Genomic DNA, 13,871 nt, shown 5'->3' on the forward strand with positions numbered 1-13,871 from the left:
TTATATAAATTTGCTAAAGGAGAAACAACTATGTCACAAATTAAATTAACTCCAGAAGATCTTCGAACTTCTGCGCAAAAATATACTCGTGGTTCTGAAGATGTTAGTCAAGTTCTTAGCAGCTTAAAACATGAACAAGAAGTTATCAGAGGAAACTGGGATGGTTCTGCTTTTCGTAGCTTTGATGCACAATTTGAAGCACTATCTCCAAAGATTGAAGAATTTGCACACTTGCTTCAAGATATTAATGCTCAGTTACTTAAAGTTGCTGACATTGTTGAAGAAACAGATGAAAATATTGCTTCACAAATTCACTAATTTTGTTATAACGGCTTTAGGAAGGCAAGAGCCTTCCTATTTTTGTAAAGATTAAAAATGAAAAAAAGGCAGTTTCTTTCATATTTGATAAGAAAATTACTGCAATGTAAAGGCAAGCTCTGACAATCTGAATCAACATCTGAATTAGACTGTTAGAGCTGTTTGTGTCTTTCTGTGTGCTTTTTTATGTAACAGTAAACTAAAAAATTTAAAAAGAAAAAGAAATTTACATCCATGGGAAATAAAAAAATACTTAAGTATATAGGAAACGTTGCTTTAGTCATCGCCTTGTTGGCTGCAGTAGTGACGCTGAATGTCGCAGTGCAGAAGAATACAAGCAGCGCTAGAGATAGCAAAATCAAAACAGATCAAAAGACTAAACTGAATGTCGCGGTCGTCAATGAAGATCGGGCTGTTAGGGTTGACAAGAAAGAGTATAATCTTGGAGCTAGCTATGTCAAAAATCTAGAACGGGATGACTCTCAAAACTGGTATATCGTGACGCGTGGAGCTGCAGATGCTGGCCTGGAAAATGGGAAATACCAACTGGTCGTGACGATTCCAAGTGACTTTTCGGAAAAAGTGCTAGATGTCAATGCTATCAATGCAGATCGGACAATCGTCACTTATAAAGTTAACGCTGCAGGAAATCAGCAGATTGAAAATGAGGCCAATAGTCTGGCTAAGGATATTATCGCAGATCTAAATAGCCAGTTGGTTGATATGTATATGGCAAGCATCTTGAGCAATCTGTACACAGCTCAGCAAAATGTGCAGGCTAGTTCAGAGGTGCAAATTACCAATATTGGCAATTATCGAACCAACTTGTTAGAGTCTGCTATTGGGTCTAAGAATATCTTCCCAACGTTGGTTAGTATGTCTGCTTCATCTGTTGAAGCCAATAACTCTCTGAAGACGACTCTGGAAACTTATGCTAAGGCTTTTGATGACTTGGATAACTCTCAGGCTACTTATGGAAAGAATTTTGATAGTCTTCTCAAACAGCGAGCGGATGACCAAGTTAACTATGCCGCATTTATGAAGCAACTGATGGAAATGGACGAAAAAGTTGTCCATGATGATACTCAAAAACTCTACGCTAAGTTAGAAGAAACACAAAAAAATTTCACTAAACAGCTTGGCCCAACAGATGATGTGAAAGATGTGGATGTTGATAATGTCAGTAAGCAATTAGCGGATTTGGAAACTGCTTTGGAAACTGAACGTGGGCAATTAGATGTCCATAAACAACAGATTAAGGACTTTGTTGATAATAAATTAAGGACCTACTATGGTGTTGAAGAAGGCAAGCCTATTACTCTTAGCGCAGTGTTAGGAGATGCTACAACAAGCTACGATGCTTCTTTGAAGGCACAAATAGCTGAAGCAGTAAAAGCTTTGCCAGCTTCTCAACCAACAGAGGTGAAATTCGGATTGCCTGTTCCTGCTCTTGACTATTCAACCATTTCGCAATTTGGAACACCACAAGGAAATGGAAGTGCTGAGTTAGACAATCTGGCAGCAGCTGCAGAGAAAGCGGCTAGCTCTACAGCCAGCCCAGTTAATAGCCAGGTTGGAAAGGCTACTTTGTCAGTCACTCCACCAACAGGTGTAACAATTAAAACTATTACATACAATGGCGAAACAGTAACAAATGGGCAAGAAATTAATTTGGCTGAAGGCGCTAATTTTAATGTGCAGTTCAATGTAGCTAATGATGCTGCAGCCACTTCAGTTGACAGCTCAATTGATATTTCTCTGAATGGTATTAAGGTTGCAAGTGCGCCGGTGAATGTAGAGGATGCACAAAAAGCGGCAGCGGCGTATGGAGCTAAAGTACAAGAGATTTCTTCTGCCTACCAACACGTTATGTCTTTAATCCAAGCTTATAATTCTTTTGATGAGTTAAAAAATAAAGATATGTCTGAATCTTTATCTACCCTTTTGATAAATGCTATTAATTCGAATCTAGATAGTTATCAAAATAGCTTGTCTAAAAGTAACGATGGTAAGAGTCAAGGGGTTAAAGAAACCTTAGATGAAACGATTAGTAACTTGAAAAACAAGATTGAAGACGTCAAAGGAACGAACGCTAAACTCGCAGAAGAGATTGGAGAACAGCTCAAACTTTATGAAAATCTACAAACTAGAATGTCAGATATTTCAAAAGCTCAGGCTTCTTCTACAGATGCATTGGCTAAAACAGACACCGATTTGTCATCTCTGAATTCAGAATTCTCATCCTTGCTGTCTTCAACTTCTGGTGTTAAGTCTTCTTCACAGACCAATGTGCAGGCAGCTGATAGTGTCAACCAGATCTTCAGTAGCTTCAATCGTGAACTGGAAAATGCACAAGGAACAACAGAGAAACTGTCTGCGAATGCTGAGAGCTTGATGGGGCAATTCAATAAGGAATTGGAAGATAATGGCAACTTTGTGGAGTCCTTTGTCAAGGTTCTTAACAATGCCTATGAGAATGGTGTTCCTAATGAAGTATTGTTGGACTTCCTATCTAATCCAGTTGCTCAGTCTTCTTCATCTGTCAAAGCGACTGTCAATGTTTACCGTCCATTTACTTGGATTCTCTTGTTGGAGATTGTCAGTCTCTTTACGGCCTATCTCTTTGCAACACAGAACATTGTACGCAAGGTTAAAGACCGTTTTAAACTGAATAAATTACAAGATACAGATATTACAGCTGTAGGCATTCTAGCTTTCCTTTCTTTGACAGTAGGCTTAGTTATCGGTATTGTCTCAAGTGTTCAGCTTCATATTAGTAGAGAGTATGTGCCATCTTGGGTTTTACTGATTGTGATTGCAAGTTTTGTCTTGATTCAAGGGCAATATTTGATTCTTAAACACTTGCGAGTGTTGGGTATGGGCTTAGCTTTCTTCATGATTATCAGCTTTGTATATCTATCCAATGCTATTGGTACGACAGCCAGTCTGACAGGTTTTCCTGCCTTTATCAAGAGCTTGAATGTGCTGTCACTCTTGGAAGGTATGTTGTCAGGTTACTTTGACGGTAAGACCGCTGGTTTCTTTGCTATCTTTAGTATGGTTATTGTATTAGCTCTGTTGGTTGCAGCTAATATCTTTATCAAGACTAGAACATTAAAAACTGAGGAAGTTTAAAAGAGTATGAAAAGAATTCTGTTTTTATTCCTACTCCTAAGTTCGTTTGCGGTGACGGCTGTCGTCGCAGATGAACTTAAGGATAATCGTCTGCAGATAGATAATTCGCGGATTGAAAAAGAGCAAGAACTGAACTTTGGTGCACAATCGGAAGGCACCAAGTCTCTTTTCGTTGCTGAGAATCAGGAAAAAATTCAGGAAATGAAGCAGTATCAAAATAAACAGTTGGCCACAGAAGCGGGACAACTGTTTTCTGCTATACAGGGGCCAACGGATATTTACCATTCCAAGGAGCTTTTTCAGCCGGGAACGGAAAAATTGTCCAAGTTGCAGACGAGTTTGAAAAGTGATGATGAAAGCAGCTGGGATGATTTTCTGCCAGGAGTAGTCTACTTTGTAGCAGCCGTACTCTTGGTCAGTATGACTGTCTTTGTCAGCTATCGTATCAGTAAGGGAGAAGTATAACATGGAAGGACATATCAATATCACCCTCCGTTTGCGGGATAAGGACGTGGATATTCGTATTCCTAAGCGGATTGAGGTCCGTCGTTTCATTCGGGAGATTGATCAAATTTTCAATATCGAAGGAAAGCGTCATAAGTATCAGCTGCGGATTATTAACAAGGGGCTGATACTGGATGAGGGCAAGGTTTTGGCTGATTATCCAGTCACAACAGGAGATTTAGTAGAGATTGAGGAGATTTAAGGTGACTGAGGAAAAATTTGTATTTGCTGAACAAGAGTTTATCTATGAAAAAAATGATAAGAATTGGAGCCTAACACTGAAGCGTTCGGATGTGGCAACGCAGGATTTGCGGGAGCTCTTGCTTTTGGACCTGCATCATCCACTTTTCTTGGAGCAGGAGACTAAGGCTGACCATGATAGTGTCTATTTCACCTATCAGATTGAGCCTTTGGGGCTGTCCAAGGAAGAGATTGAAAAGCGCACGATTTCTGAGCGGATTCGTCTGGCTCTCAATGTGTTTGCCCTAGAAGCGGCACTGGAATTGCCGGTTACTTTTTTGCTGCATCCTAGCAATCTCTTTATTACCAAAGATGCACAGGCTAAGATTGCCTACCGCGGAGTTCCGGGTATTATGACACCTCAGGCTATTTCTCGGGAGGACTTTTTGCGTCAGGCCAAGTGCTTTGCGGTGACGCTCTTTGCAGATCTGGACTTTATGGAGCTTTACAAGGGCTCGTTAGAGCTAGAAACTCTGCCAGATTTCCTAGTGGAGCTGCGTGAGGCTGACAGCCTAGAAGATGCGGTTGCAGTTTTGGAGAAATCCTATCAGGAAAAGGCTGTAGAAGAAGCGGAGAAGCAGACATTGGTCTCTAAGCGTCAGCATAAGATTTTCAAACTGGCAACCATCTGGTTGACAGCAGCTGTTGTGATTTTGACCATTCCTTTGATTTATTTAATTTTCATACAAAATCCTTTCAAGGAAAAGCTGTTACAGGCGGATACTGCCTTCATCAAAGTGGACTACAGTAAAGTCATCGATGAGCTGGAAGGAATCTCTCCTAAGAATCTGCCGAATACACAGAAATATGAACTGGCCTACTCTTATATCCAGGGCTTGGAATTTTCTGATGATCAACGTAAGGTCATCCTGAACAATGTCACACTAAAATCAGATGATTTGTATCTCAATTACTGGATTCAAGTTGGACGTAATGATTTTGAAGATGCTTTGGACACAGCCAAACGAATTAATGACTCAGATCTGATCATCTATGCCTTGACGCAGGAGATGAAAAAGGTACGTGAGGACGATAGTTTGTCTGGTAAGGATCGGGAGACTAAGCTTGAGTCCTTGGAAGGCGAGTATAAGAAGTACTGGGATAGCCGTAAGGAGCTTTTGACTGGTGATTCTAGCTCAAGTGCTTCTGGCGAGGAAGGTTCTTCAGGAGCAAGATCTTCCTCCAGCAGTGAAGCGTCGTCTAGCAGTAGCGCGAAGGAGTAAGTATGAGCAAGACAATCATCATCTATACAGACCATCTGCGCTATGAGCTGCAGCTGACAGAGGACAAGAAAGTTCTCCTAGCAGCGAGTGAGAAGGCTCAGCTTTACCTGCCTCATCAGGAGACTCCTATCCAGCTTCAGTTAGCTGAAGGGCAAGTCTTTTATCAAATGGGGGAAGAAACGGGAGTCGTAACTGACGGTCTGACCTTGGGCGATCTGACCTTGTATCAATCTGATTCAGAACCGGCTGTTTATGACCTATTGGACAGAAAAGAGTTACTCATCAGCGACCAGAAGGGAGCAGCTATCAGTCTGGAAGCGCCTTTGGAGTTGCTCTTGAAGCGAACGAATGATTCTTGGATTTTGACCAAGATGCGAGGTCAAGTCTACCTCAATCACGTTGAGTGGACGGGAGACCAAATCCAGCTGGAAGCCGGCGACGAGCTGAGCTTGGAAGGCATCTGCCTCAAGGTCTATCCAGAAGAAATCTGGGTGACAGGTCCGGCTACGGTCAGCTCTAGTCTGACCTTGCGGGGGGCTTCTCGCCATGGTTTTTATCCAGACTATCCAGACTATCACCGCTCACCGCGGATTATCTATCGGAGTTCAGAGGACAAGATTCAGATTGCTCCGCCAAGCAAGGAGCCTCAAAAGCCTAATGATGAGCTCTTGAGACTGATTGTGCCGCCACTTCTCATGGTTGGGGTGACGGTGTTGATTACACTAGTTCAGCCGCGGGGCATTTATATCCTCGTTACAGTTACTATGTCAATCGCCAGTGCTATCTTTTCGGTTCGAGGTTTCTTCAAAAACCGCAAGAAGTTCAAGGAAGACAAGAAGGAGCGCATAGATCTTTATCACCTCTATCTGAAAGACAAGGCTATTGAGCTGAACAAGCTAGAACGTGAGCAGCGTGATGGCATGCTCTATCATTTCCCAAACATTAACGAATTAACGGGTCTGGTGACAGACTACAGTCACCGCATCTACGAGAAGACACCGCTCCACTTTGACTTTCTCTACTACCGCTTGGGGCTTGGCCAAGTGCCGACCTCCTATAAGCTGACCTACGGTCAAGAGGAGCGGAGCGGAAAGAAAGATGCGCTGGAAGAGGAGGGCTATGCTCTCTACACTCGGCATAAGAAAATTCCCGATCTTCCTATCGTGGCTAATCTCAGCCATGGGCCGGTCGGCTATATCGGTCCGCGCAATCTAGTCCTGGAACAGCTCCAGCTCTTGGTCATGCAGTTAGCGGTCTTTCACTCTTACCATGATGTACAGGTAATTACCATCATGCCAGAGGAGGAGCGCGACCAATGGGATTGGCTGCGCTGGCTACCGCATGCGACTCTACAAGAGCTGAACGTCCGTGGCTTTGTCTATAACCAACGGACGCACGATCAGGTTCTGAACAGTCTCAATCAAATCCTGAAACTACGCAAGGCTCAGAAGGAAGAAGCGACCCGGCAGGAGACGACACTTTACAGTCCTCACTATGTGGTATTGGTCACGGATGAAAAGCTGATTCTCGACCATATCATCATGGAGTTCTTTACTGAGGATCCGACTGACCTGGGCTGCTCACTAATTTTCGTGCAGGATGTGATGAGCTCGCTGTCTGAGAATATCAAGACGGTTGTCAATATCAAGGACCGCAACACTGGGCAGTTGGTCATGGAAGAAGGAATCCTCAGAGAAATTGACTTCCGCTTGGATCATTTCCCAGAAGGCTATGACAAGGAGCAAATCGCTCGTACCTTGGCGCCGCTCAATCACTTACAGAATCTCAAGAGCTCGATCCCTGATACCGTGACCTTTATGGAGATGTATGGGGCAGAGACCTTCTCGGACCTGCAAGTCTTGCAAAAGTGGCAACAGAATGCGCCGTATAAGAGTTTGGCAGTGCCTATCGGCCTGCGGGGCAAGGAAGACATGGTCTACCTCAACCTGCATGAAAAGGCTCACGGGCCGCACGGGCTCATTGCCGGGACAACCGGATCAGGTAAGTCAGAGACCATCCAGTCCTATATCCTGAGTTTGGCTGTCAACTTCCATCCGCACGATGTAGCCTTTCTGCTCATCGACTATAAGGGTGGGGGAATGGCCAACCTCTTCAAGAACCTGCCTCATCTCTTGGGAACCATCACCAACTTGGACGGGGCCCAATCTATGCGGGCGTTGGCTTCCATCAATGCGGAGATTCACCGTCGGGAGCGGCTCTTCAGAGAGTTTGAAGTTAATCATATCAACCAATATCAAAAGAAATTTAAAAACGGGGAAGCAACTGAACCCCTGCCCCATCTCTTCCTCATCTCGGATGAGTTCGCGGAGCTGAAGGTCAACCAGCCTGACTTCATCAAGGAGCTGGTATCCATCGCTCGGGTCGGACGTTCCCTTGGGGTCCACTTGATCCTGGCTACTCAGAAGCCCTCTGGGGTGGTGGATGACCAGATCTGGTCCAACTCCCGCTTTAAGCTAGCGCTCAAGGTGGCAGACCGGACGGACTCGATGGAAATGCTTAAGACGCCAGATGCGGCGGAGATCACCCAGACTGGCCGGGCCTATCTGCAGGTCGGGAATAATGAAGTCTATGAACTCTTCCAGTCAGCCTGGTCAGGGGCAGACTACCAGCCGGATAAGGATGAGCTGGGAATTGAAGATCATACCATCTACCTGATCAATGACCTAGGCCAATACGAAGTGCTCAATCAAGACCTGTCAGGTCTTGACCTAGCCGAGGATATCAAGGAAGTACCGACGGAATTAGAGGCTATTGTCAGTCAGATTCAACTACTGACAGAGAGCCAGCAGATTCCTCCAGTACCACAACCATGGCTGCCACCGCTTAAAGAGCGGATGACCCTGCAAGAGTTGGAACCGATCCAGCCGCAAGAAGCTTGGGAGCAAAAGAAGCCTGTCTCCGTCCTTTTGGGAATGGCAGATATTCCGCAGGCACAGAAGCAAGAGCCTGTCTCTGTCAATCTGTCTAAGGATGGACATATCCTGCTCTACGGAAGTCCCGGTACAGGGAAGACAACCTTCCTGCAGAGTGCGGCCATGGACTTGGCTCGCAAGTTCAGTCCCAAAGATATCACGCTCTACCTGATGGACTTCGGAACCAATGGTCTGGCACCACTGGGGCAATTACCGCAGGTGGCCGATACCCTGCTTCTCGATCAGACGGAGAAGATTGCCAAGTTTGTGCGTATCATGGAGCGGGAGCTCAACCGGCGTAAGAAGCTTTTGTCTGACTACGGTGTTGGGACCTTGGAACTTTACCGTCAGGCTAGTGGTCAGCAAGAGCCGGCCATCGTTATCCTGCTGGACAGCTATGAGTCCATGAAGGAAGAAGCTTATGAAGCGGAGCTCTTCAAGCTTTTGGTGCGGATCTCCCGTGAAGGTCTCAGCATCGGTGTTCACCTCTTGGTGACAGCGGGCCGTCAGTCCAACCTTCGGGCGCAGTTCTACGCTAACTTTAAGCACCAGCTGAGTCTGCCACAGAATGATGTGGGAGAAGTCCGCTCTATCGTGGGTTCTACCCCTCTTGCTAAAACTATGGAAGACATCAAGGGTCGGGCACTCATGAAGCGTGATGAAGTTGATGTCATCCAGCTGGCTTTGCCAGTAGCGGGTGCTAATGATGCGCAAGTCCTTAACAACCTGCGTCAAGAAGTCGCTTCTCTTCAAGAAGCTTGGACCGGACAACGACCAAGTGCCATTCCGATGGTACCAGAGGAGTTGACAGAGGCAGACTTCTACAGCCGGGCTAGTGTCCAAGCTGCTTATAATCAGGGATTAGTTCCACTAGGACTGGATATGGAAACGGTTGAGCCAATTACTTGGAATCTATCCAAGGGTAATCTTCTCTACTTAACGGACAAGGAAGAGCAGATGAGTGCTTTGACTGAACAGATTGCACGAGGTAAGCAGAAGGTGATTGTGCTGGCGCCGAAGTATCATAATCTGCCTGAGATGGAAGGTGTGACAATTCTTGCTAGTCCGGAGGAATACCTAGAAGGTTTAGATGTGATGGAAGTTAAGCTTCAAGAGCGTTTAGAAAAGAAACGGAGAGAACATGTCGCGACGGTAATTGTTTACAATCTAACCGAACTGGTGGAAGAATTGAATTCAGAAGTCCTTGAAACTCTAGCTTATGTCTTAGAAAAGGGACTTCGAGCTGGCTATGCTTCCGTTGTGATGAGTTCACCAGTTCTCACTAAACATATTGATGTCGTTTCTAAGACTGCACGTACCTATAAGCAAGCAATTGTAGCGCTTAGATTAAGCGACCAATCAGTTCTGACAGTTACAAACAGGCCTGTCCGCGAACCACAGTTGGAAGAACAAGAGCACTACTATGTGGCAGACGGATTAACAAGTAAAATGAAAGTATTAATGATGTAGAAGGGAAAGACTAACTATGGCTAGTTATGGAACATTAAGAGCTTTATCAGAAGCTTTATATAATGCAACGGCAGAGGTAATACGATTAAGCGGAGAAATTTCAAAATTAAAAGCGATTCATAAAAAATTAAAAGAGAAATCAACAGCAATTGACTATGTTGCCACACTTTCTGAGAATATTGCCGGTGAAAAATATGATGATGAGAAAGAGCAGGAAAAAAAAGATTTGAATTCTTTAAGACAGATTATTTTAAAGAAAAAAAGAGAAATTCTATCATTATTAAATACTAAAATTCAGAATCTAGAGGAAGATTTGGAGACTGCTAAAGACGTTGAAAGCAATGCTCGCGATGCTTTGAATACGGCATTAGCATCATAGAGGAGAGAGATAGATGACAGTAAAAGTAAAAAACATTTCAGGTTTAGAAGATTACGGCACTAGCATTCATCGATTTGCAGGGAAGTTTGAAGAAGCTTCTCATGATACAATGCGTGAGTTTAACACTAGTTTGCAAGGGGAAAAAGCAGATGCCATTAATGCTTTCTTTGAAAGACTTAACAGTATTCAAAATTCTGTATTTTCTCAGGCACCAGAGGCTATGCGGACCTACGGACAGCATATCTTCACTTTTACGGGAGATATTAAAGGTTTGGGATTTTCTAGTCATGCTCATACTGACGATGATGCTATGAATACACTAACAGAGTCACTTAGAACATCTCAGAGAAATATGATTAGTATTGTCAAGAGTGATTTAGTAGCTTTGTTTGATGAAGCAATTGAGGCTATGGGAGAGGGGGATTCTGACCTAGGTGATTTCGATGCTCAGGCAGATTCGTATATATCAGACGAAGTCAGTGCACGTAAGGAGACACATAGCGGCATCATGTCAGCACATGATAGTTTAGTGACAAGTGTCAGTGGTTCGTCTTCTACTTTTGCATCCTTGACAGCGACCACGCAGAATGCTAAGGCGGTGGCTTCATTTTCTCCTAGAGAACTTTTAGATGCAATTAAACGCGGTGATTTGAGTCGGGAAACGATGGGCTATTTGACTGCGGTTTATACTAATGATGATGTTGAGATTATTAAAGTAATGATCTCAGAAAGTACTTATGAAGAGAAAGAGAAATTTTTTGAAGATTTGGCTAATGCCAAAGTAAAAAAAGCAGGTCTGCCTGTTATGATGCTAATTGATCGTCGTTTGGAGAAGGCCTCAGATGAAGGGAATGTAAACTATTTAGATGTTTTTTTCTCTACACTCTCTAATCGTGATACAAAAGATCTTCAGCTTTATACTGCCAAATTATCAGCTGGTATTGATGTCATTGTGGATGGAATTAATTCTCAAGGTCAATCCTTGCGTAAAACTCTGCCGAAGGAGTATAATAAAGAACAGTTTGAAGCATTTATGCAAGCTGAAGCTGAGAATAAAGGTCGTCTTACGGCTCTTAAGGAATCCTCTGTCAGATATGGTCAGATTAATGGCATTCTCCAATATATGAATGCAGAAAAGTTCGGTAAGCAATATATTACAGCTAAAGACGTTTCACTTGGGAATGGTGAAGTTGGTGATTTTACAGCGACTATACAGCGCTCTTTTAAGAAAGGCAGTTTAAAATTTGAGAACGGTGAATACGTTTTCGGTGTGCAGGATATGGGAATTGATCGCAAAAGTGCTTCTCAGACAAAGGTGGTTAGTAGCAACGATATTCTTGATATTCTCAAAGATTTAGATAAAATGGGAGAGTTGAGGAAACAAAAAGAAAATCTATGGATGGAAACAGCCTATAATACGACCAAGAACATTGTTTCAAGCAACCCTATTGCAGGCTTCTTTTGGGATATTATGGAGGCTGCAGCTACTACAAAAGAAGAGAAAGAATTGCTAACGGAGGTAACTAAAACCGGTTTAAATGGATTGGATGAAGTCGAGTTGCAAAAATACAATACTCTAAAAACATATGCCGGAAATATCGCTGGCGGTGTCATTGATCATTTCGGGAAAGCTCAAGAAATTAGTGAAGAACTTTCCAAACTAGATAAGAAGATTTTAGCTAAACAGTTTGATGTTGGTGGAGTTGCTATTAAGGAAGGAGAAAATTCTTATAAGACAGTAATCGCGGATCCGCGTTATGACTTTGAGGCTAATCTACGGATGGCTGACTTGCAACAAAACGGCTTAAGGGGCTATAATTTCCGTCTGCTTTTACAAAAAAATAATAATGATATAGAAGCAACACTTAGAGACTTGAAAAAAGTAGACGAAACTATCCAAGCGATAGCTCCATCAGATCCTTATACGAAAGAAATGAAATCTATGATAACGGGTGAAGCTAAGCAAACTATTGAAGATTTGGGTGGTGAGAAGATAGTTAAAGGCCTAGAAAGATTTGAAGAATTAACGGAAGATAATAAGAACTACGAATTTGATTGGAATGCTTATAATATAAGAGAAAATGATTACTTTAATACTTTAGTTGGTATAGAGACGAAAATAGGACAATAAGGTGAATTTCTATGAAAAAATGGATAAAAATACATTGGAAACAGACATCATTCGCACTCTTTATCCTGCTTCTATGTAGTGTGAGTCTTTGTTTTATAATTTATAGAAAATCAACGGAGAATGAATCTCAGAAGATAGCATATAAGAGTAACTCGAACTCAAAAGTAAAACGTTCAGATATTCAAATTTTTGGAGATAAAAAGCAATATGTCCTAGCACCAAGTTCTTTGATTGTTGGAAAAAAGTACGCCATAGATTCAGAAAAAAGATGGGCGATTCTTCCAGAGAAAGAACAAACATTTTCGAAGGAGCATCTTCAGAAAAAAGGAGAGTATTGGAACCTTATTCTTTATAATTTAGAGGAAGAAGGTTTGCCAGAACGAAAGATTGATCTCTATCAAGCTGTTCGAAGTTACAATAAGAAAAGTGTTCCGCTTGAACTAATTGGATGTTATTATTTTGATGGGGACTATTACTTTAGATTGACTATAGAGAACCTTTCAGAAGAACGACCAACTTTAAAAGATGTGTACTTAAATTTGGAGACAGAACAAATAGAAGATGCATCAGAAAATACAAAGTTTACCATGGATTCTGATATCTATAATACGGCAAAAGCAACAAATTTTTCGGAAGTTATAGATCCTAAGGGCTATATGAATCCTTCGAATCAAATAGCAAAATTCACACTTGACGGGAGGGTTCAAGATGTGAACATCAATCTTTACAGCCTGTACCCAGATTTAGAGTCTAAGCTGATTAAAGAGGATTGGGCGCTTAATGTTAGGACGGATAAGGTTACACCAGATGAGTGGTTTGATACTCTTCTTTATTGGTTTGCGACCAAGGGAGAAGATGTTTTGCCAGTTTATGGCTACAATGATGATTCATCTGTATCTGATACTCAGATTCATAATAGTCAAGAAGCAAAAGCGTGGTTGGAGCAGCATCCAGCGCTACAGAAAAATTAAGTAAGAAAGAATGAAACAGAAAGGAGTCAAAGTCAATGAGTATCAAACAAATTGATGCAGATAATCTCAGCCGAGTGAATGGGGCTTTTAAGGATATGAGTGCCGAATTAGAAAAAAATGCGGCTGATTCAATAGAATCCACAGCAACAGAACAAATTCAAAATGCAACTGATGAACTAAAAAAACTATCTTCGGAGATGGTCACAACAATTAGCTCTTTGGATAAGTTTCTAAATGCAGTTGGAGAGGAGTTTAAAGGGGTTGATGAATCCATGGCAAACTCTATTGGTGAAAATATGTATAGTAAAGTACCTGTGTCTCGAGCTGAACGTCGAGAACGTTATATTCAGGGAGGGAAAGATTCGGCTGAACGCCATAATCGTCAAAAAATGGTGGATCTAGCAGAGAGCCAATATAAAGATTTTCCGTAACTATATGATTCCCACTTGAATTCATTTTCAAGTGGTTTTCTTTTTCTATTCTTTTCTCTTGTCTCGTTCATTTCCTTCCATTCCCCGTCCTATCTCTCGTATGGTATAATAAAACAAGGACATTTTCCTTTTAGTG

Annotated in this window: 10 protein-coding genes; all 10 read left to right on the forward strand. The window is 42.4% G+C overall.

Features of this window, described 5'->3' with window-relative positions; genetic code table 11:
- Positions 1-30 precede the first annotated feature (30 nt).
- The gene (locus tag K4I03_RS09625) at positions 31-318 is read left to right on the forward strand and encodes a WXG100 family type VII secretion target (RefSeq protein ID WP_227965047.1); all 288 of its coding nucleotides are present in this window, start codon (positions 31-33) and stop codon (positions 316-318) included.
- A gap of 234 nt (positions 319-552) precedes the next feature.
- Positions 553-3,453: a type VII secretion protein EsaA gene (esaA, locus tag K4I03_RS09630; protein ID WP_227965050.1), complete on the forward strand. Its 2,901-nt coding sequence runs from the start codon at positions 553-555 to the stop codon at positions 3,451-3,453.
- 6 nt (positions 3,454-3,459) lie between these two features.
- On the forward strand, positions 3,460-3,918 hold the full coding sequence (essA, locus tag K4I03_RS09635) for a type VII secretion protein EssA (RefSeq protein ID WP_223310485.1): 459 nt from the start codon (positions 3,460-3,462) through the stop codon (positions 3,916-3,918).
- A gap of 1 nt (position 3,919) precedes the next feature.
- Positions 3,920-4,159: an EsaB/YukD family protein gene (locus K4I03_RS09640; protein ID WP_002894139.1), complete on the forward strand. Its 240-nt coding sequence runs from the start codon at positions 3,920-3,922 to the stop codon at positions 4,157-4,159.
- A gap of 1 nt (position 4,160) precedes the next feature.
- The gene (gene essB / locus K4I03_RS09645; RefSeq protein ID WP_314448036.1) at positions 4,161-5,420 is read left to right on the forward strand and encodes a type VII secretion protein EssB; all 1,260 of its coding nucleotides are present in this window, start codon (positions 4,161-4,163) and stop codon (positions 5,418-5,420) included.
- A 2-nt stretch (positions 5,421-5,422) separates the two neighbouring features.
- Positions 5,423-9,823 (forward strand): type VII secretion protein EssC, encoded by a 4,401-nt coding sequence (gene essC / locus K4I03_RS09650; RefSeq protein WP_227965052.1) that lies wholly within the window; start codon positions 5,423-5,425, stop codon positions 9,821-9,823.
- 16 nt (positions 9,824-9,839) lie between these two features.
- Positions 9,840-10,202 (forward strand): hypothetical protein, encoded by a 363-nt coding sequence (locus tag K4I03_RS09655; RefSeq protein ID WP_223311206.1) that lies wholly within the window; start codon positions 9,840-9,842, stop codon positions 10,200-10,202.
- Between the two features lie 13 nt (positions 10,203-10,215).
- Positions 10,216-12,333: a hypothetical protein gene (locus K4I03_RS09660; protein WP_223311205.1), complete on the forward strand. Its 2,118-nt coding sequence runs from the start codon at positions 10,216-10,218 to the stop codon at positions 12,331-12,333.
- A gap of 11 nt (positions 12,334-12,344) precedes the next feature.
- Entirely contained in the window at positions 12,345-13,304 is a 960-nt protein-coding gene (locus K4I03_RS09665) for a hypothetical protein (RefSeq protein ID WP_223311204.1), read from the forward strand.
- Positions 13,305-13,339: 35 nt separating this feature from the next.
- On the forward strand, positions 13,340-13,735 hold the full coding sequence (locus K4I03_RS09670; protein WP_125341759.1) for a hypothetical protein: 396 nt from the start codon (positions 13,340-13,342) through the stop codon (positions 13,733-13,735).
- The last annotated feature ends 136 nt before the right edge of the window (positions 13,736-13,871 follow it).

It is taken from the genome of Streptococcus sanguinis (assembly GCF_020729725.1).
GTDB lineage: Bacteria > Bacillota > Bacilli > Lactobacillales > Streptococcaceae > Streptococcus > Streptococcus sanguinis_V.